Below are 19,077 nucleotides of genomic sequence, written 5' to 3'. Positions count from 1 at the left end.
TTTTTTTAGAGATGTAGCTGAGTCAGGAGAACCAAATGTTAAAACGTGAAATGAATATTGCGAATTACGATCCCGAACTGTGGCAAGCGATGGAACAGGAGGTTTGTCGCCAAGAAGAACACATTGAATTGATTGCTTCTGAAAACTACACCAGCCCAAGAGTGATGCAGGCACAAGGCTCTCAGCTTACTAACAAGTATGCGGAAGGTTATCCGGGTAAACGTTATTACGGTGGTTGTGAGTATGTCGATGTGGTTGAACAGCTTGCGATTGACCGCGCAAAAGCCCTGTTTGGTGCGGATTATGCTAACGTCCAGCCACATTCTGGTTCTCAGGCAAATGCGGCGGTGTATATGACACTGCTAAAACCCGGCGATACAGTTTTAGGCATGAATCTGGCGCACGGTGGCCATCTGACTCACGGCTCTCCAGTTAACTTCTCTGGTAAACTTTATAACATCGTACCCTATGGTATTGATGAAAAAGGTAAAATCGATTACGACGATATTCGCACCCAGGCGCAAAAACATCAGCCTAAAATGATCATCGGTGGTTTCTCTGCTTATTCTGGTGTTGTTGATTGGGCGAAGATGCGTGAAATTGCCGATGAAATCGGTGCTTATCTGTTCGTTGATATGGCTCACGTGGCAGGTCTGGTTGCGGCAGGGGTTTATCCAAACCCAGTTCCTCATGCACATGTCGTGACAACCACAACGCACAAAACATTGGCTGGCCCGCGTGGCGGCTTGATTTTGGCGAAGGGAGGCGATGAAGAGTTTTACAAGAAACTGAATTCCTCTGTTTTCCCAGGTTCTCAGGGTGGCCCGTTGATGCACGTGATTGCCGGTAAGGCAGTGGCATTGAAAGAAGCGATGGAGCCTGAATTCAAAGCCTACCAGCATCAAGTCGCCAAGAATGCCAAAGCGATGGTGGAAGTCTTCCTGCAACGCGGTTACAAAGTGGTTTCCGGGGAAACTGAAAACCATCTGTTCTTGCTGGATCTGGTGGACAAAGACATTACTGGTAAAGATGCAGATGCGGCCTTGGGTCGTGCCAATATCACTGTGAACAAAAACAGCGTACCTAACGATCCACGCAGCCCATTCGTCACTTCTGGTATCCGTATCGGAACGCCTGCAATTACCCGCCGTGGCTTCAAGGAAACAGAATCCCGTGAGCTGGCTGGCTGGATGTGTGATGTGCTGGATAACATCAATGATGAAGCAATCATTGAAAGTGTTAAGCAAAAGGTATTGGATATCTGCGCAAAATATCCGGTTTACGCATAATTTAAATAAAATGTAGTAGCAGTAATAAGCCCGACTCATAACGTTAGTTTTGAGCGGGTTTTTTGTATCAAAAACGGGGGATTTGATGGTTGTTCCATCGACATTTTGGTTGGGTTTGGGCTATTTCACCTATTTTTTCTCTTACGGCATATTCTTGCCCTTCTGGTCTGTCTGGTTAAAAGGTGAAGGCATTGATGCTTCAATGATAGGGGTATTGCTAGGTGTTGGAATGGTAGCTCGCTTTGTCGGCAGTCTGGTTATCTCGCCTACGGTAAAAAACCCCGCTAAATTAATTAAAGCATTACGTCTCCTCTCATTGTTGGCATTGCTTTTTGCCATTGGCTTTGTATTCGACAGCCATTGGGCATGGCTTTTCTTTATTATGATTGGTTTCAATTTATTCTTTTCACCACTCGTCCCTTTATCAGATGCGTTGGCGGGAACATGGCAAAAGCAGTTTACGTTTGATTATGGCAAGGTAAGGGTTTGGGGATCGATTGCCTTTGTCATTAGTTCTTCGCTGGCGGGCGTACTGATGTCTGCCAATGGGATAAATTTCTCAATCAGCAGCCTGAATTTTGGCTGGAATATATCGTTTGACAGTTTAAATCATTGGATCGGCCGCGAGTTATTTGGCACACACCATATCATTCTGGCTTTTTTGGTGTTCAGTGTTACCGCCATGTCATTGGGTATGATGTTGAAACCTTCCATCATGCCGGCAGGTAAGATTAAAGCAGCCAATACCAATGCCGTCTCTTTTAAAGAACTCTTATCCGAAAAATCAGTGTGGCAGTTTTTACTCTGTGTAACGTTATTGCAGGCTGCTCATGCGGGGTATTACAGTTTTGGCTCCATTTATTGGGCGCAAGCGGGTTATTCCTCATCAACCATTGGTTATCTTTGGTCGTTGGGGGTGGTAGCTGAAGTGGTCATCTTTACCTTCAGCAAGCAACTGTTCCGCCGTTGGAGTGCCCGTAATTTGCTGTTATTGTCGGGAATTTGTGGTGTCGTTCGCTGGGGACTCATGGGAGCTTCGACCGAATTACCTGTGTTGATTATTATTCAAATCCTGCATTGTGGTACTTTTACCGTTTGCCATTTGGCAGCGATGCGTTTTATTGGCGCCAGAAAAGAAAACGAAATTATCCGGTTGCAGTCCACTTACTCTGCTTTAGCAATGGGAGGCGGTATTGCTGTCATGAGTGTGATTGCTGGTTTCATGTATGAACATATAGGACATGGTATATTTTGGTTAATGTCGCTGATTGTGTTGCCTGCCCTGTTCCTGAGACCAAAAGTTGTAGCCCATTCATTCTCACGCTAATAAAAAACCAAGGTAAGAAAAAGGGCACCTATCAGGTGCCCTAAAAACAACATTGCTTAAATTATATTTATTTAATCATAACGAATTAACGTTTTAATGCTTCAGTCAATTCTTCACGCATTTCAGACAGAATGTCTTTAACGATACGTGGGCTGCCTGCAACGATATTGCCGGAGCTGACATAGTTATGGCCACCAACGAAATCAGTAACAATACAACCTGATTCACGTACCAACAACTCACCGCCCAAGAAATCCCACGGCTTCAGGCCAATTTCGAAGAAACCATCTACACGTCCGGCAGCGACATACGCCATATCCAGTGCCGCAGAACCCGTGCGTCGGAAATCGGCACAGCGCTCAAATAATTTACCCAGTACATTCATGTAAGGGATAGCGTGCTGCTTGGCTTTGAATGGGAACCCTGTCGCAAGGACCGTTCCATCCAGATCACGAGCATTAGTACCACGCAGACGATAACCGTTCAACTGAGCGCCTTGACCACGAGTTGCAGTGAACAGCTCATTGCGCATTGGATCGTAAACGACGGACACCTCTGTGCGGCCTTTAATACGCACGGCAATGGAAACAGCAAAATGGGGAAGACGTTTAATAAAGTTGGTTGTGCCATCCAGTGGATCGATAACCCATTGGAAATCGTCTTCTTCTCCTAAATGTTCACCGCTTTCTTCGGTGATAATCGTATGCTTAGGGTAAGATTTACGGATGATGTCAATGATCAGCTTTTCTGCTTCACGATCAATATTGGTAACGAAATCGTTACTGCCTTTTTGGCTTGCTTCAACAGCATCAGGAGTTTCGTAGCTTTTGGCAATGTAGTTGCCGGCTTTACGTGCAGCGCGTATAGCGATGTTTAGCATCGGATGCATGGGGTATCTTCCACCAGAATTTTAAAGAACGGGAAACAAATCGGCGCGCAGTATAGCAGTCATTCGGCAAAATGACTAATGCTGTGTTAAGATATTCGGCTCTTATACTGAATTTAAAAGCCGTCATGTTAGAGAATATCCGCATTATTCTGGTAGAAACCTCCCATACAGGGAACATGGGATCAACCGCTAGAGCCATGAAAACAATGGGATTAGCCAATCTGTATTTGGTCAATCCGCTTGTCCAACCTGATTCTCACGCTATCGCACTTTCAGCCGGTGCAAGTGATGTTATCGGCAATGCAACGATTGTGAGTTCGCTGGATGAGGCGTTGGCTGGATGTGAGTTGGTCATTGGGACCAGTGCTCGCTCCCGAACCCTCTCCTGGCCGATGGTTGAGCCTCGTGAATGTGGTGAACGTTGTGTCGAAACCGCCAGCCACTCTCCAGTTGCCATCGTTTTTGGTCGTGAACGTGTAGGCTTGACTAACGAAGAGTTACAGAAGTGTCATTATCACCTCTATATCCCAACTAACCCAGAATATGGTTCGTTGAATTTAGCGATGGCAGTTCAATTGGTTAGCTATGAAATTCGCATGGCATACCTCGCAGCTCAAGAGCAATTAGTAGAGACAACGTCTCCAGAGCACGCAGAAGCAGAATATCCACCTATCGAAGATATGGAGCGTTTTTATCAGCACCTTGAACAGGTATTGCAAAAGTCTGGTTTTATTCGCAAAGCACATCCGGGTCAAATAATGAATAAATTAAGACGTCTTTATACCCGCGCACGGCCAGAAACCCAAGAGCTGAATATCTTGCGTGGTATACTGACATCTATGGAAAAGTGGGCTGAAAAATAAACTGATTTGGAAAATCCATAGTTAAAACTGTAGCAGGAAGTAACAGGAATTGGTCGCTGGAAAATAGCGGAAAGCAGTTAGGAAAACCACGGGATAGGCAGGTGGAAAAAGTGACAGGCAGTCAAATAATAGTTGAGTAAATTACTCGGTTAAATAGTTGACTAAAATACTCAGGAATGCCACAATTTCACCCATATTTCACCATGGAGTTTTTGTTATGAGACTGACATCAAAAGGACGTTATGCGGTAACAGCCATGTTAGATGTGGCGTTGCATTCACAAGAAGGACCGGTGCCGTTAGCCGATATTTCTGAACGTCAGGGAATTTCCCTTTCCTATCTTGAACAGTTGTTTTCCCGCCTGCGTAAAAATGGTCTGGTTTCTAGCGTCCGTGGTCCAGGTGGCGGTTATTTATTGGGCAGAGATGCCGGTAAAATTTTCGTTGCCGAAGTGATTTCCGCTGTTGATGAATCCGTTGATGCCACTCGTTGTCAAGGGCGAGAAGGTTGTCAAGGCGGCGATCGGTGTTTGACCCATACCTTATGGCGTGACCTGAGTGATCGCATTACGAGCTTCCTGAGTAGCATCAGTTTAGAAGAATTAGTAAATAACCAAGAAGTATTGGATGTTGCTGATCGGCAAGATAGCGATAAGCGCCGTACCCCTGGCCCTAACGGCAGACTTCAAGAGACGATTAACGTTAATCTGCGTGCGTAACTTGCGGCAAATACTTGTGTGGCAATGAAAGTATTAAAAGTGTCTTACGGAGCATGTGAGCAATGAAATTACCCATTTATTTGGACTATTCAGCAACAACACCGGTCGATCCGCGTGTTGCTGAAAAGATGATGAACTATTTGACTATTGACGGAGTCTTCGGTAACCCAGCTTCCCGTTCACACCGTTTTGGCTGGCAGGCTGAAGAAGCGGTTGATATCGCGCGCAATCAAATTGCTGACTTAATTGGCGCGGACCCGCGTGAAATCGTGTTCACTTCAGGTGCGACAGAATCAGATAACCTGGCTATTAAAGGTGCTGCAAAATTTTATCAGAAGAAAGGCAAGCACATTATCACCAGCAAAACTGAACATAAAGCGGTTTTAGATACTTGCCGCCAGTTGGAGCGCGAAGGCTTTGAGATCACTTATCTGGCGCCAATGAGCAATGGCCTGATTGATCTGAAAGAGTTGGAAGCTACCCTGCGTGAAGACACCATTCTGGTTTCCATCATGCATGTTAACAACGAAATTGGTATTGTTCAGGATATTATGACCATTGGTGAATTATGCCGCAGCCGTGGCATTATTTTCCATGTTGATGCCACCCAAAGTGTGGGTAAATTACCTATCGACCTCAGTCAGCTAAAAGTTGATCTAATGTCCTTTTCTGCCCATAAACTTTATGGCCCGATGGGAATTGGCGCGTTGTATGTTCGTCGTAAGCCTCGCGTGCGTATTGAAGCACAACAGCATGGCGGCGGTCATGAACGCGGTATGCGTTCAGGTACATTGCCTGTTCACCAGATTGTTGGCATGGGTGAAGCCTACCGTATAGCAAAAGAAGAGCTGAAATCAGAGGCAGAGCGCCTGCGTGGTTTGCGTCTGCGTTTGTGGAACGGTATCAAAGATATTGAAGAAGTTTACCTGAATGGTGATTTGGAACAGGGAGCGCCACACATTCTGAATGTCAGCTTCAACTATGTTGAAGGTGAGTCATTGATGATGTCATTGAAAGATCTAGCCGTATCTTCTGGCTCGGCATGTACTTCTGCGAGTCTGGAGCCTTCTTATGTCCTGCGCGCGCTGGGCATGAATGATGAACTGGCGCACAGTTCTATTCGTTTCTCTTTGGGACGTTTTACCACAGAAGAAGAAATAGACTATGCAATCAAGTTGATTCACAACGCGATTGGTCACTTGCGTGATCTTTCTCCATTGTGGGAAATGTTCAAGCAGGGTGTGGATATTAGCACCATCGAATGGTCTCATCATTAATCAGACGTTTTCAGGAGTAACGACATGGCTTACAGCGACAAAGTAATTGATCACTATGAAAACCCACGTAATGTTGGTTCATTCGATAACGAAGATCCGACAGTAGGGAGTGGCATGGTAGGAGCACCAGCTTGTGGTGACGTCATGCGACTGCAAATCAAAGTCAACGATGAAGGTATCATTGAAGACGCACGTTTCAAAACTTATGGCTGCGGCTCGGCAATTGCATCCAGTTCTTTGGTAACAGAGTGGATGAAAGGCAAATCGTTGGAACAGGCTGAGGCAATTAAAAACACTCAGATTGCTGAAGAGTTAGAACTGCCACCCGTGAAAATCCATTGTTCTATTTTGGCAGAAGATGCTATCAAAGCGGCTATTGCTGATTACAAGAGCAAGCGCCAGGCCAAATAACTTTTTTACAAAAAGAAAATAATTCTGGTGGATATTGCTGCAATATCCACCTTTACTGGTTTTAAAGTGAGGTGTTGTATGTCAATTTCCCTGACGGAAAGTGCAGCCCAACGTATTTCGGCTTTTCTTACCAATCGAGGAAAAGGTGTCGGATTGCGCTTGGCAGTGAGAACATCCGGCTGCTCTGGTATGGCATATGTGCTTGAATTTGCTGATACAATAAATGAAGAAGATCAGGTTTTTGAAGATAAGGGCGTGAAAGTCATCGTTGACGGTAAAAGCATCATTTATCTTGATGGTACTGAGTTGGATTTCGTTAAAGAAGGCCTGAATGAAGGCTTTAAATTCAACAACCCTAATGTTTCCAGCGAATGCGGTTGTGGAGAAAGTTTCCACGTTTAACCCTATTTTTTGACCCGCATTTTGCGAAACTAAGAGTAACTTATGGACTACTTTACTTTATTTGGGCTGCCTGCACGTTATGCGATTGATCGCGAACAGTTGGTAACCCGTTATCAGGAATTACAACGCCAGTTTCATCCTGATCGTTTTGCCAACCAGCCAGAACGCGAAAAAACGCTGGCACTCCAACAAGCTGCGACCATCAATGATGGTTATCAGACGCTAAAACACCCCCTGAAACGCGCAGAATACATGCTGTCTCAGCAAGGATTTGATCTATCCAATGAACAGCACACGATGCAGGATACGGCTTTTTTGATGCAGCAGTTGGAATTGCGTGAAGAGCTTGATGCCATTGAGCATCGTGTAGATTCAGAAACAGCATTGAACGATTTTTCATCTCGCCTGAATAAAATGATTAAAACCCGCAGTGAGCAGATGGAACAACAACTCAATGCTGCCGAATGGTCAATTGCAGCCGATACAGTCCGTAAGTTACGCTTTCTGGATAAATTGCACCAACAGGTTGAACAACTGGAAGAGCGGTTGTTGGATGATTTTTAGCGGACTTTTGACTGACTTTTAGCTGAATCGTATTGTTTAGAATGATTTTTGGCTGAATAAATTTCGGCTGACATAGATTTATGCTGATATAGATTTATAGGGGCACATATGGCTTTATTACAAATCAGCGAACCGGGTTTATCTGCTGCACCGCACCAGCGCCGACTGGCTGCGGGAATTGATCTTGGCACAACTCACTCTCTGGTTGCGACCGTCCGTAGCGGTCAGGCGGAAACATTGGCAGACAGTGATAACCGCCATTTACTTCCTTCTGTTGTACAGTACCGCAAAGAAGAGATTCTCGTTGGTTGGCAAGCGCGTCAACAGGCTGCCTCTGATCCTGCCAATACAATCAGTTCAGTTAAACGGCTGCTGGGACGCTCTTTAGCTGATGTTCAACAGCGTTATCCCAACCTGCCATACCTGTTTCAGGCCAGCGCAAATGGTTTGCCATTGATCAATACCTTGGCGGGGCTAGTCGATCCTATTCAGGTTTCTTCTGAGATATTGAAATCGTTGGCGCAACGGGCAGAAGAAACCTTGGATGGTAAACTTGATGGTGTTGTGATCACAGTTCCTGCTTATTTCGATGATGCTCAACGTCAGGGCACTAAAGATGCTGCTCGGTTAGCGGGTTTGCACGTTCTTCGCCTCTTGAATGAACCCACTGCGGCAGCCATTGCCTACGGTCTTGATTCCGGTCAAGAAGGTGTGATTGCCGTTTACGATCTGGGTGGCGGAACATTTGATGTCTCTATTCTTCGCCTTAGCCGAGGGGTGTTTGAAGTGCTGGCAACGGGGGGAGATACTGCCCTTGGTGGTGACGATTTTGATTCACTGTTAGCAAATTGGATACGTGAACAGGCTGGGATCAGCGATAACGACCACGGATTACAGCGTCAATTGCTGGATGTCGCTACCCAAACCAAAATTGCTTTGAGTGGGGCGGATAGGGCGGAAATCGATATTGCTAACTGGCAAGGTAGTATTACCCGTACCGAATTTAACGAATTAATTTCCTCTTTGGTCAAACGCACCTTACTCTCCTGCCGTCGGGCGCTGAAAGATGCCGGTGTGACGATTGACGAGATTTTGCAAGTTGTCATGGTTGGTGGTTCAACGCGAGTGCCATTGGTACGTAGCATGGTGGGCGAGTTCTTTGACCGCGAACCATTAACTTCTATAGATCCAGATAAAGTGGTCGCTGTTGGTGCTGCAATTCAGGCCGATATTCTGGTGGGGAACAAACCAGACAGCGACATGCTGTTACTCGATGTTATCCCGCTGTCACTTGGTTTGGAAACAATGGGCGGACTGGTTGAAAAAGTCATTCCACGTAATACCACTATCCCTGTTGCCAAAGCGCAAGAATTTACCACTTTTAAAGATGGGCAAAGTGCGATGAGCCTGCATGTGGTGCAAGGCGAGAGAGAACTGGTCAATGATTGCCGTTCACTGGCGCGTTTCACACTGCGTGGTCTTCCGCCATTACCGGCTGGTGGTGCACACATTCGTGTGACCTTTCAGGTTGATGCTGATGGTCTGTTGAGCGTCAGTGCATTAGAAAAATCCACGGGTGTTGAAGCTTCTATTCAGGTGAAACCTTCCTATGGTTTGTCGGATGAAGAAATTGCCCATATGCTCAAAGACTCCATGTCTAATGCACAGGAAGATGTGCAGGCACGCAAATTAGCTGAACAAAAAGTAGAAGCAGCTCGAATGCTGGAAAGTTTAACCAGTGCATTGGAAAAAGATGCGGATTTACTGAGTCAAGAAGAGCAGTCTGCGATTGACGCCGCTGCACAAGTATTAATTGAAAGCGCTCAGGGAACCTCCCCCGATGCGATTGAAAGTGCAATAAAACAATTGGACAAGCAAACGCAGGAATTTGCAGCGCGCCGTATGGACACATCAATCCGCCGGGCTTTGGCGGGTCATTCTGTGGATGAGATTTAATTATGCCTAAAATTGTATTTTTACCTCATAACGAACTTTGTCCTGAAGGGGCAGTATTGGAAGCGAAGGAAGGTGAATCCATTCTGGATGTTGCATTACGTAATGGTATTGAAATTGAACATGCCTGTGAAAAATCCTGTGCGTGTACGACTTGTCACTGTATTGTCAGGGAAGGCTTTGACTCACTGGAAGAAAGCTCTGAACTAGAAGATGACATGTTGGATAAAGCATGGGGATTGGAGCCTGAAAGCCGATTGAGCTGTCAGGCCAAAGTTACCGATGAGGATTTAGTCGTTGAAATCCCCAAATACACCATTAACCATGCACGCGAACACTGACAGGAGAGCAGAAAGTGAAATGGTCTGACAGTCGTGATATTGGCGAAGCACTGTATGATAAATTTCCTGATATAGACCCAAAAACAGTGCGTTTCACCGACATGCATGAATGGATTTGTGAGCTGGATGGTTTTGATGACGATCCACAGAAATCCAACGAAAAAATATTGGAAGCTATTCTACTGGTGTGGCTGGATGAATATGAATAGTGGACAACTTGCCCAAGACAAAAACCAGAGCAAAAAATAATATGCAATCTCACCGATTCTTGCTCAATAGCTTGGCATAGTCTGCATTTAGTGGAAAACTGGCAATCGCCAGTTTTTTTATAATCCCTCACTGTGAAACAGTGAACAAATAAGATAAGAAGTGAGAAAAAATGACAAAACAAATCATGCCCATAACACTGTCTTATGAGCCAGCTAACGCTTGCTGGGGTGAAAAAGCACTAATTAGCTCAAGTGAGCAGGGGATCACAATCCATTTGCAAGCCAATGGCAAGCTGGATGCCATTCAACGTGCCGGGCGTAAAATTGACGGGCAAGGAATTCGCAATATTGCTTTAGTGGGTGATGGCTGGGATCTGGAAAAAAGTTGGTCATTTTGGTTGGGCTTTCGTTCACCTAAAGGATTGCGCACAATTGAATGGCCACAACTCCCTGCGGCGGAAAAACAGGAGCTGGAAAGACGGATCAAATTCATTGATTGGGTGCGCGATACCATCAACCTTCCGGCAGAAGATCTGGGACCAGAACAGCTTGCCCAGAGAGCTATTGATTTATTGCGCGGGGTAGCGGGTGATGCCGTTAGTTATCGCATCATCAAAGGGGATGAGTTGCGTGAACAGGGATATGCAGGGGTATATACCGTCGGTCGTGGCTCTTCCCGTGCTCCTGTGTTCCTGGCATTAGATTTTAATCCAACAAAAGAGGCAAAAGCGCCTGTTTTTGCTTGTCTGGTTGGTAAAGGTATTACCTTTGATTCCGGTGGATACAGCCTCAAACCTTCTAATTTCATGGATTCGATGAAATCAGATATGGGCGGCTCTGCGACACTAACGGGAGCACTGGCTATGGCAATCAGCCGTGGTTTAAAACATCGTGTCAAACTGTTCCTGAGCATCGCAGATAATATGGTGAGTGGTAATGCTTTTAAATTGGGCGATATCATTCATTACCGTAACGGCAAAACGGTTGAAGTAATGAATACAGATGCGGAAGGGCGTCTGGTTTTGGCTGATGGTTTGATTGATGCCAGTGCAGAAAAAACGCAACTTATTATTGATGCGGCTACCTTGACGGGCGCAGCGAAAACCGCAGTAGGAAATGATTATCACTCAGTATTAAGTTTTGATGATCAACTGGTATCTGACTTACTGGCGGCGGCTGATAATGAAAATGAATTGTTCTGGCGCTTACCGTTAGCTGAATTCCATCGTAGTCAATTGCCATCCAACTTTGCTGATCTGAACAACATTGCGTCACCGGCACATTCGGCAGGAGCAAGTACCGCAGCAGCATTCTTGTCGCATTTTGTCGAAAATTACAAAAAAGGCTGGGTGCATATTGACTGTTCAGCAACTTACCGTAAATCCTCTGTAGAACAATGGGCTGCGGGTGCAACGGGATATGGCGTACGTACCATTGCCAATTTATTGCTGACAAAAGCAAAATAACAGGCCAATAAATTAAAATATCTATCTGAATAGCTCCTTTTATTAGGAGCTATTGTCGAGATTTATTGTTGCATTTTTCCGTATTCTTAACTTCACTTTATAACAGCATTAATTTAAATAGAATTCATTTAAAACAGAATTTTCCGGAGATCTTCATGAGTTTGTCAAATGGGTCTATCTCTACCGAAATAAAGGTTCCTAGTGGAAGCCGTATTACACTGAGTCAACCAGCAGAACAACCCACTCAGCTTATTGAATCCCTGATTGATTTATTCAAACAGCATAAACCTGTTCGGCGGGCTTTTTTAGTCATGGCTCATGATAAAAATGTGGATAAAACCCCCAATTTGTTAATTGGCGTGGAATTCAGTATGGCACTGACAGAGAGTGAGATTAATTTATTGATCCAAGCCGCCGGTGAACTGGCTTGCGAATATCTTGATGAAGATGAATCAGTCGATTTTTGCCTGCTTGATGAACAAGAAGGGGGAATTAGCCATTACTTGATTCAGCATACTCAACCTTTTTATCAGCGTAAATTGGGTAGCTGGTTGCGCAATACCATTCCGGTTGTCAATCAATTCAACGGTGGTTAGAACAAATAAATCGTGGTTATTATTAATTCAACGTAAACAGTGAGGAAAAAAGATGAAAGTTTTTTCGTATATTTTGCTGCTAGGCGTATTTTATATACCAACTGTTCTTGCTGATACATCAGTAACTGATAACCAGAAAATAACAGATCAGGAGCTTTCCCGTCAGGGAGTGCTGAGAGAGTGTACAGACCTATTGCCGACGGGACACAAATATACTATCAGTATTATTGGTACGTCAGATAAAACCACCCAAGATCCTAAAGGAAAGTTCACAGGGAAATTTATAGTCTCTGATGAAAGTCAACAGGATATAAGCAAGAAAAGGGCTGAAGAAGTTAATCCTTTTATTCAGTGTGTAACAGAGCAGGTTTTATAATTGACATTGAGTGAAAAACACGAATTCAATGATCTTGGTCAGTATGCCTGTTTGGGATTTAATCGCCTGAACAGGCATTATTTTATAAAATGGTTATTTTCATCGTGTATAACAAAGCGAAAATGTGATTTATGCTAAAAAATGATATTTTCGCTAAGAAAGTTTTAATAAAATGTTGTGTTTTTTGTAGGCAAGCAGAAACTCTCCTCCTATAATCAACGCCTATTTTTGTCCCTGTCAGATACAGGGTAGAGTTGCCCTTCAGTTCTGTTTGGGGCATAAAAATTAAAATGAATCATCGCTGAAAGTGCCAAAGAGGTTACGCAATGACAATTGAACGTACTTTTTCCATTATTAAACCCAATGCCGTGAAGAAAGATGTTATCGGTTCTATTTATGCCCGCTTTGAAAGTGCAGGGTTTAAAATTATCGCGGTCAAAATGTTGCATTTGACACGCGAGCAAGCGGAAGGTTTTTATGCTGAACACAAAGGCCGCCCTTTCTTTGATGGTCTGGTGGCGTTCATGACCTCTGGCCCAATTATGGTACAAGTTCTGGAAGGTGAAAATGCCGTTCAACGTCACCGCGATTTAATGGGTGCGACTAATCCTGATAATGCATTAGCGGGTACTCTGCGAGCAGATTACGCAGATAGCTTTACTGAAAATGCGGTTCACGGTTCAGACTCTACCGAATCTGCCAGTCGCGAAATTGCTTACTTTTTCAGTGATGATGAAATCTTCCCTCGCTGCTAACGCTTTTCGTTGTATGTAGCAATAGCTTCTAAGTAGCATATAAACAGTAAAGTTTGTACAATGATGCGCCCCACTGAGTTGATTCAGCGGGGCGTTTATTATTTTATTTCAATGTTCATTCAATATCGCTCTGATTAAAAGAGTGAATGATCATTGAATTGGCAGTCACCGCATGAAAACTTAATGCTGAAACCAGATCAGCATAGAGCCGAAAGTGTAACAACGAGGCGATGTAACAATGTCCCAACTTAACGAAACCGTATCACCTGCAACTTCCGTCGTATCTGTCACGCCTGAAAAGAAAAACGGTAAAGTCAATTTGCTCGACCTTAACCGTAAACAAATGCGTCAATTCTTTATCGATATGGGAGAGAAACCTTTTCGTGCCGATCAGGTCATGAAATGGATTTACCATTATTGCTATGACGATTTTGAGCAAATGACCGATATCAACAAAGTGCTCAGGGCGAAATTGCAACAAGTTGCCGAAATCAAAGCACCCGAAGTTGCAGAAGAGCAACGCTCTGCTGATGGCACTATCAAATGGGCGATTACTGTAGGTGGTCAACAGGTTGAAACGGTTTATATCCCAGAAGATGATCGCGCGACACTGTGTGTTTCATCTCAGGTGGGATGTGCTTTAGAGTGTAAATTTTGTTCTACGGCTCAGCAGGGCTTTAACCGTAACCTGCGAGTTTCTGAGATTATTGGTCAGGTTTGGCGCGCCGCTAAGATTATAGGATCACTGAAATCCAGTGGTCGTCGTCCCATTACCAACGTAGTGATGATGGGAATGGGAGAACCATTACTCAATTTGAATAATGTCGTGCCCGCAATGGAAATCATGATGGATGACTTCGGCTTTGGTTTGTCGAAACGCCGTGTGACATTGTCAACGTCCGGTGTTGTTCCTGCGCTGGATAAACTGGGAGATATGATCGATGTTGCACTGGCAATTTCTTTACATGCCCCCACTGACGATATTCGTGATGAAATTGTGCCAATTAACCGCAAGTACAATATTGAAGAGTTCTTGGCAGGAGTACGTCGTTACCTGACAAAATCCAATGCTAATCAGGGACGCGTTACGGTAGAGTATGTGATGCTTGATCATATCAATGACAGTGTTGAGCAGGCTCATCAATTGGCTGAATGCCTGAAAGATACCCCCAGCAAGATCAACCTGATCCCGTGGAACCCATTCCCAGGTGCACCTTATGGACGCAGCTCGAACAGCCGAATCGATCGCTTTGCCAAGGTTCTGATGGGATACGGTTTTACAACCATCGTGCGTAAAACGAGGGGAGATGATATTGATGCGGCATGTGGGCAGCTTGCCGGTGAGGTTATTGATAGAACCAAGCGAACAATGAAAAAACGCCAGGCAGGTGAACCTATTCAGGTAAAAACAGTCTAATTTTTTGTTTAATATCGATTAATGGCTAAAAATCTGGCAAAGTTTAACATATCCTTATAAATGAAGATGGTATGATACGGAAATCAATAATTTGGTCTATAGTTTGTTTTGTCCTGTTAACGGGATGTGTAGAACGATCAACGCATCGCGCTCATCAGGTTGTTGCCATAGATACACGATTGCAGCTAGGGAAGGCTTATTTGGCGGAGCGAAATTTACCGGCCGCTAAATATCATTTTCAAAAAGTCTTGCTGGCGGAACCTCATCATCCAGAGGCACATCTGGGCATGGCACTGTATGAACAATATGCAGGCCGTCCAGAAACCGCCAGTCAGCATTACAGAATGGCGATGCAGTATGCGGCTGAAAGTGATACCGTAGTACGTCATTATTATATTTTTCTTTGTGAACAAAAGCAGTATGAACAAGCTGAGCAATTGGTCATGAAAAATATGAAAAGCAATACAGACCGTTATCGCTGTGATAAGTGATTTTTTGCGTTCAACGCAGTATTTAGATGATTTCGCTACACAAATTAAGTGATATGTTCTATTAACTTAATTTGTGTAAATTCTTTAACCCAGAACAGTACCAGTATCCCTTGCTAATGAAGACTGAAACTTACCCAGAAGAAGCCAATCTGACAACAGGTCAGATTCTGCGTCAGGCTCGTGAAAAACATGAGCTTTCTCAGCAAATTGTGGCAGATCGCTTGTGTCTTAAACTGTCCACTGTTCGTGATATTGAAGAAGATAATATCCCGTCAAATATTTCACCGACATTCCTTCGTGGATATGTTCGCGCCTATGCAAAATTGGTTCAGGTGCCTGAATCTGAAATCTTAAGTACCTTGGATAAACAGATCCCCCCCGATGCCATAAAAACAGCGCCTATGCAAAGTTTTTCTGCGGGAAAAAAAAGCAAGAAACGTGACGGTTGGTTAATGAAGATAACATGGGCTGTTATCATTGTATTGTTGGGTATGACATTCCTGTGGTGGTGGCAGAACTATAAAGTACAACAAACAGAATTGTCTTCAATGGTCACGCAATCAACTGCCCAGAATAATAGTCAGTCAGGTTCTGAAAATGGCCTGGTGGCTCCAACCGCTGGGGAAAATAATGTAGCGCCTCTTAAAGAAAATCAATCCGTAACGGCTGCTCAAAATAGTGTTTCCCAAGAAAAAGCATCGTCGGCAGAGGCAAATAGCACTGAAGTAAGCAGCAATGCTCCAGTATCTTCCAGCGTGCCGGTATCCACAGCAACCAATCAATCTGCAACTAATGCAATGCCAGAAAATACAACTGCTGCTGCCAATGCAGAAGTGAATAATGCGGTTGTGAGTCCGTCATCGACTGATGTAAATAGTATCAGTACAGCGGGTAACGATGAGTTAGTGATAGATTTCAGCGATGAATGTTGGCTGGCGGTCAAGGATGCTAAAGGTAAGGTGTTATTTAGTGGTATCAAAAAGAGAGGGGATAGCCTAAAACTTTCCGGTAATTTACCTTACTCAGTGAATATTGGCGCCCCTGCCAAGGTTAAGGTTCAGTTCCGAGGAAAACCAGTAGATCTGAGTTCCTTCGTGAAGAAAGGCATCACGGCTAAACTGACACTGAAATAGATGCCTTAACTGCTTCGGCAGAGTTATTCACCACAGCATAGTTGTAATTCTTATAAACAAAAATACAGGGATGTAGGGGAGTAATGTAAAAATGCATAATGAATCACCGATAAAAAGACGTAAATCGACACGTATTTATGTCGGTAATGTTCCCATCGGGGGTGATGCACCGATTGCCGTGCAATCAATGACTAACACACGAACAACAGATGTTGAAGCGACAGTCAATCAAATTAAGGCGTTAGAACGTGTAGGTGTTGATATTGTTCGAGTGTCTGTTCCAACAATGGATGCAGCCGAAGCGTTCAAGTCCATCAAACAGCAAGTCAATGTCCCTCTTGTTGCCGATATTCATTTCGATTACCGCATTGCATTGAAAGTGGCAGAATATGGTGTTGACTGTCTGCGTATCAACCCTGGCAATATCGGTAACGAAGAGCGTATTCGTCAGGTTGTGGATTGTGCCCGCCACAATAACATTCCGATTCGCATTGGGGTTAATGGTGGCTCGCTGGAAAAAGATCTACAAGAAAAATATGGTGAACCCACACCAAAAGCGTTGGTTGAATCGGCAATGCGTCATGTGGATATTCTTGATCGTCTGAACTTTAACCAATTTAAGGTGAGTGTCAAAGCCTCTGACGTTTTCCTGGCGGTTGGGGCATACCGTTTACTGGCTCAACAAATTGATCAACCGCTGCATTTGGGCATTACGGAAGCAGGTGGCGCTCGTGCGGGTGCGGTGAAATCTTCAATCGGCCTTGGTATTTTGTTGTCAGAAGGAATTGGCGATACGCTGCGTATTTCGTTGGCCGCAGATCCAGTGGAAGAGGTTAAAGTCGGTTTCGATATTCTGAAAGCATTGCGTATTCGTTCACGGGGCATTAATTTCATTGCCTGTCCAACGTGTTCGCGTCAAGAATTTGATGTTATCGGTACAGTTAATGCACTTGAGCAGCGTCTTGAAGACTTAATCACTCCAATGGATGTTTCTATCATTGGTTGTGTCGTGAATGGTCCTGGGGAAGCTGAAGTTTCAACGCTTGGCGTAACAGGGGCGAAAACCAAAAGTGGCTTTTATGAAGATGGCATTCGTCAAAAAGAGCGTTTTGACAATAATAACTTGATTGATCAACTTGAAGCGAAAATTAGGGCGAAGGCAGCTATCCTTGATGCTAAGAACCGAATCAGCATCAATCAGCTTGATGAGTAATTTATTGGGGATATAAGCATATAGATTTGCTTGCAGATTGAACCTTGCAAGTATTCGCTTTTATAATCGATGGCATTGTATAAATATTAATAAGAGATAAAACGTGGCAAAAAATATCCCAGCTATTCGTGGCATGAACGACTGCCTTCCTGCTGAAACGGCCATCTGGCAACGAGTTGAATCTACGGTGAAGCGTGTGCTGTCAGGTTATGGTTTTAGCGAAATTCGGACACCGATTGTAGAGCAGACCCCGTTATTCAAACGTGCAATTGGGGAAGTAACCGACGTTGTCGAAAAAGAGATGTATACTTTTGACGATCGCAATGGTGAAAGCTTGACCCTGCGCCCAGAAAATACCGCAGGATGTGTCCGTGCCGGTATTCAGCATGGTCTGCTGTACAATCAGGAACAGCGCTTATGGTATATCGGGCCTATGTTCCGTTATGAGCGTCCACAAAAAGGCCGTTACCGTCAATTCCATCAGTTAGGGGCTGAAGTGTTTGGCTTACAAGGGCCAGATATTGACGCTGAACTTATTTTAATGACAGCACGTTGGTGGCGTGAGCTCGGCATTGCCGATCACGTTACACTTGAATTGAACTCAATTGGTTCATTAGAAGCCCGCGCAAATTATCGTGAGGCGCTGGTAGCATTCCTTGAGCAACACAAAGAGAAATTAGACGAGGATTGTCAACGCCGCATGTATACCAATCCACTGCGTGTATTGGACTCTAAAAACCCTGAAATTCAGCAACTTTTAAATGATGCGCCGGCGTTGTTTGATTATCTTGATGCTGAGTCAAAAGAGCACTTTGATGGACTGTGCCAGATACTTGATAACACTGGGATAAAATACCGCATCAACCAGCGTCTGGTTCGCGGCCTTGATTATTACAACCGTACTGTTTTTGAATGGGTGACATCAGCATTGGGTGCACAGGGAACCGTCTGTGCCGGTGGTCGTTACGATGGTTTAGTTGAACAATTGGGCGGTAAAGCAACACCCGCAGTTGGTTTTGCCATGGGCATGGAACGTATGGTCTTATTAGTGCAGGAAGTCAATCCTGACTTTGTTGCTGATCTGACCGTTGCCGATGTTTATTTCTCTTCCTTTGGTGAAGGGAGCCAGCAGGCGGCATTAATATTGGCCGAAAAAATCCGCGATCAACTGCCAGAATTACGTTTAATGACTAACCACGGCGGTGGTAACTTTAAGAAACAATTGACACGTGCGAGTAAACACGGCGCCAAAGTCGCCTTGATCCTGGGAGAAGATGAAATTCAGGCAGGCAATATTACAGTGAAAGATTTACGCAACGGTGAACAAGAAACGTTGTCACAACAAGCGATCGCAGCGCGTTTGAGCGAACTGTTAGGCTAAGGAGAG

21 protein-coding genes are annotated in these 19,077 nt (G+C 44.4%); 20 read left to right on the top strand and 1 reads right to left on the bottom strand.

The features are described from left to right. Window positions 1-35: 35 nt before the first annotated feature. Together glyA and Xedl_RS07465 are read left to right on the top strand one after the other, a co-directional pair. Window positions 36-1,289 (top strand): serine hydroxymethyltransferase, encoded by a 1,254-nt coding sequence (gene glyA / locus Xedl_RS07470; RefSeq protein WP_074023196.1) that lies wholly within the window; start codon window positions 36-38, stop codon window positions 1,287-1,289. 85 nt (window positions 1,290-1,374) lie between these two features. Continuing rightward, window positions 1,375-2,616, top strand: a complete 1,242-nt coding sequence (locus tag Xedl_RS07465) for a 3-phenylpropionate MFS transporter (protein ID WP_074023195.1) — start codon at window positions 1,375-1,377, stop codon at window positions 2,614-2,616. 85 nt (window positions 2,617-2,701) lie between these two features. On the opposite strand, the gene suhB is transcribed toward Xedl_RS07465, so the two are convergent. Next, window positions 2,702-3,505 (bottom strand): inositol-1-monophosphatase, encoded by an 804-nt coding sequence (gene suhB / locus Xedl_RS07460; RefSeq protein WP_074023194.1) that lies wholly within the window; start codon window positions 3,503-3,505, stop codon window positions 2,702-2,704. A gap of 125 nt (window positions 3,506-3,630) precedes the next feature. On the opposite strand from suhB, the gene trmJ reads away from it, so the two are divergent. The 18 genes from trmJ (at window position 3,631) to hisS (ending at window position 19,071) form a co-directional block, all read left to right on the top strand. Continuing rightward, window positions 3,631-4,368 carry a tRNA (cytosine(32)/uridine(32)-2'-O)-methyltransferase TrmJ gene (gene trmJ / locus Xedl_RS07455; RefSeq protein ID WP_074023193.1) on the top strand — a complete coding sequence of 246 codons (738 nt, stop codon included), beginning with the start codon at window positions 3,631-3,633 and terminating at the stop codon, window positions 4,366-4,368. Between the two features lie 217 nt (window positions 4,369-4,585). Next, complete coding sequence (iscR, locus tag Xedl_RS07450; protein ID WP_074023192.1) at window positions 4,586-5,086, top strand: Fe-S cluster assembly transcriptional regulator IscR; 501 nt, start codon at window positions 4,586-4,588, stop codon at window positions 5,084-5,086. A 62-nt stretch (window positions 5,087-5,148) separates the two neighbouring features. Further along, window positions 5,149-6,363 carry an IscS subfamily cysteine desulfurase gene (locus Xedl_RS07445; RefSeq protein WP_074023191.1) on the top strand — a complete coding sequence of 405 codons (1,215 nt, stop codon included), beginning with the start codon at window positions 5,149-5,151 and terminating at the stop codon, window positions 6,361-6,363. 24 nt (window positions 6,364-6,387) lie between these two features. Then, the gene (iscU, locus tag Xedl_RS07440; RefSeq protein WP_074019771.1) at window positions 6,388-6,774 is read left to right on the top strand and encodes a Fe-S cluster assembly scaffold IscU; all 387 of its coding nucleotides are present in this window, start codon (window positions 6,388-6,390) and stop codon (window positions 6,772-6,774) included. A 78-nt stretch (window positions 6,775-6,852) separates the two neighbouring features. Beyond that, complete coding sequence (gene iscA, locus Xedl_RS07435) at window positions 6,853-7,176, top strand: iron-sulfur cluster assembly protein IscA (protein WP_074023190.1); 324 nt, start codon at window positions 6,853-6,855, stop codon at window positions 7,174-7,176. Between the two features lie 42 nt (window positions 7,177-7,218). Continuing rightward, window positions 7,219-7,740, top strand: coding sequence for a co-chaperone HscB (gene hscB / locus Xedl_RS07430; protein WP_074023189.1), 522 nt, complete (start codon window positions 7,219-7,221; stop codon window positions 7,738-7,740). Window positions 7,741-7,848: 108 nt separating this feature from the next. After that, window positions 7,849-9,696, top strand: a complete 1,848-nt coding sequence (gene hscA, locus Xedl_RS07425; RefSeq protein WP_074023188.1) for a Fe-S protein assembly chaperone HscA — start codon at window positions 7,849-7,851, stop codon at window positions 9,694-9,696. 2 nt (window positions 9,697-9,698) lie between these two features. Continuing rightward, entirely contained in the window at window positions 9,699-10,034 is a 336-nt protein-coding gene (fdx, locus tag Xedl_RS07420) for an ISC system 2Fe-2S type ferredoxin (RefSeq protein WP_074023187.1), read from the top strand. 14 nt (window positions 10,035-10,048) lie between these two features. After that, window positions 10,049-10,243, top strand: coding sequence for a Fe-S cluster assembly protein IscX (iscX, locus tag Xedl_RS07415; protein ID WP_074019766.1), 195 nt, complete (start codon window positions 10,049-10,051; stop codon window positions 10,241-10,243). Window positions 10,244-10,413: 170 nt separating this feature from the next. Then, window positions 10,414-11,709: an aminopeptidase PepB gene (pepB, locus tag Xedl_RS07410; protein ID WP_074023186.1), complete on the top strand. Its 1,296-nt coding sequence runs from the start codon at window positions 10,414-10,416 to the stop codon at window positions 11,707-11,709. A 155-nt stretch (window positions 11,710-11,864) separates the two neighbouring features. Further along, window positions 11,865-12,305: an enhanced serine sensitivity protein SseB C-terminal domain-containing protein gene (locus tag Xedl_RS07405; RefSeq protein WP_074023185.1), complete on the top strand. Its 441-nt coding sequence runs from the start codon at window positions 11,865-11,867 to the stop codon at window positions 12,303-12,305. 52 nt (window positions 12,306-12,357) lie between these two features. Next, window positions 12,358-12,681, top strand: coding sequence for a hypothetical protein (locus tag Xedl_RS33555; protein ID WP_244149682.1), 324 nt, complete (start codon window positions 12,358-12,360; stop codon window positions 12,679-12,681). A gap of 326 nt (window positions 12,682-13,007) precedes the next feature. Further along, window positions 13,008-13,436, top strand: coding sequence for a nucleoside-diphosphate kinase (gene ndk, locus Xedl_RS07395; RefSeq protein WP_074023184.1), 429 nt, complete (start codon window positions 13,008-13,010; stop codon window positions 13,434-13,436). A 238-nt stretch (window positions 13,437-13,674) separates the two neighbouring features. Beyond that, window positions 13,675-14,853 carry a dual-specificity RNA methyltransferase RlmN gene (gene rlmN, locus Xedl_RS07390; protein WP_074023183.1) on the top strand — a complete coding sequence of 393 codons (1,179 nt, stop codon included), beginning with the start codon at window positions 13,675-13,677 and terminating at the stop codon, window positions 14,851-14,853. A gap of 71 nt (window positions 14,854-14,924) precedes the next feature. Then, window positions 14,925-15,344 carry a fimbrial assembly protein gene (locus Xedl_RS07385; protein ID WP_074023182.1) on the top strand — a complete coding sequence of 140 codons (420 nt, stop codon included), beginning with the start codon at window positions 14,925-14,927 and terminating at the stop codon, window positions 15,342-15,344. A 116-nt stretch (window positions 15,345-15,460) separates the two neighbouring features. Next, the gene (gene rodZ, locus Xedl_RS07380) at window positions 15,461-16,477 is read left to right on the top strand and encodes a cytoskeleton protein RodZ (RefSeq protein ID WP_074023181.1); all 1,017 of its coding nucleotides are present in this window, start codon (window positions 15,461-15,463) and stop codon (window positions 16,475-16,477) included. A 91-nt stretch (window positions 16,478-16,568) separates the two neighbouring features. After that, window positions 16,569-17,690 (top strand): flavodoxin-dependent (E)-4-hydroxy-3-methylbut-2-enyl-diphosphate synthase, encoded by a 1,122-nt coding sequence (gene ispG, locus Xedl_RS07375; RefSeq protein ID WP_074023180.1) that lies wholly within the window; start codon window positions 16,569-16,571, stop codon window positions 17,688-17,690. Window positions 17,691-17,793: 103 nt separating this feature from the next. After that, window positions 17,794-19,071 carry a histidine--tRNA ligase gene (gene hisS, locus Xedl_RS07370; RefSeq protein ID WP_074023179.1) on the top strand — a complete coding sequence of 426 codons (1,278 nt, stop codon included), beginning with the start codon at window positions 17,794-17,796 and terminating at the stop codon, window positions 19,069-19,071. Window positions 19,072-19,077: the final 6 nt, after the last annotated feature.

It is taken from the genome of Xenorhabdus eapokensis (assembly GCF_001908105.1).
The sequence above is the reverse complement of the archived record's forward strand: the minus strand, read 5'-3'. Positions and strand labels throughout refer to the sequence as shown.

Bases quoted from the DNA above. Each gene is read 5' to 3' on its own strand.
- Xedl_RS33555 (WP_244149682.1), top strand. From the start codon at position 12,358: ATGAAAGTTTTTTCGTATATTTTGCTGCTAGGCGTATTTTATATACCA.
- suhB (WP_074023194.1), bottom strand. From the start codon at position 3,505: ATGCATCCGATGCTAAACATCGCTATACGCGCTGCACGTAAAGCCGGC.
- Xedl_RS07465 (WP_074023195.1), top strand. From the start codon at position 1,375: ATGGTTGTTCCATCGACATTTTGGTTGGGTTTGGGCTATTTCACCTAT.
- hscA (WP_074023188.1), top strand. From the start codon at position 7,849: ATGGCTTTATTACAAATCAGCGAACCGGGTTTATCTGCTGCACCGCAC.
- rlmN (WP_074023183.1), top strand. From the start codon at position 13,675: ATGTCCCAACTTAACGAAACCGTATCACCTGCAACTTCCGTCGTATCT.
- ndk (WP_074023184.1), top strand. From the start codon at position 13,008: ATGACAATTGAACGTACTTTTTCCATTATTAAACCCAATGCCGTGAAG.
- iscU (WP_074019771.1), top strand. From the start codon at position 6,388: ATGGCTTACAGCGACAAAGTAATTGATCACTATGAAAACCCACGTAAT.
- iscR (WP_074023192.1), top strand. From the start codon at position 4,586: ATGAGACTGACATCAAAAGGACGTTATGCGGTAACAGCCATGTTAGAT.
- hscB (WP_074023189.1), top strand. From the start codon at position 7,219: ATGGACTACTTTACTTTATTTGGGCTGCCTGCACGTTATGCGATTGAT.
- ispG (WP_074023180.1), top strand. From the start codon at position 16,569: ATGCATAATGAATCACCGATAAAAAGACGTAAATCGACACGTATTTAT.
- pepB (WP_074023186.1), top strand. From the start codon at position 10,414: ATGACAAAACAAATCATGCCCATAACACTGTCTTATGAGCCAGCTAAC.
- rodZ (WP_074023181.1), top strand. From the start codon at position 15,461: ATGAAGACTGAAACTTACCCAGAAGAAGCCAATCTGACAACAGGTCAG.
- iscA (WP_074023190.1), top strand. From the start codon at position 6,853: ATGTCAATTTCCCTGACGGAAAGTGCAGCCCAACGTATTTCGGCTTTT.
- Xedl_RS07405 (WP_074023185.1), top strand. From the start codon at position 11,865: ATGAGTTTGTCAAATGGGTCTATCTCTACCGAAATAAAGGTTCCTAGT.
- glyA (WP_074023196.1), top strand. From the start codon at position 36: ATGTTAAAACGTGAAATGAATATTGCGAATTACGATCCCGAACTGTGG.
- fdx (WP_074023187.1), top strand. From the start codon at position 9,699: ATGCCTAAAATTGTATTTTTACCTCATAACGAACTTTGTCCTGAAGGG.
- Xedl_RS07385 (WP_074023182.1), top strand. From the start codon at position 14,925: ATGATACGGAAATCAATAATTTGGTCTATAGTTTGTTTTGTCCTGTTA.
- trmJ (WP_074023193.1), top strand. From the start codon at position 3,631: ATGTTAGAGAATATCCGCATTATTCTGGTAGAAACCTCCCATACAGGG.
- Xedl_RS07445 (WP_074023191.1), top strand. From the start codon at position 5,149: ATGAAATTACCCATTTATTTGGACTATTCAGCAACAACACCGGTCGAT.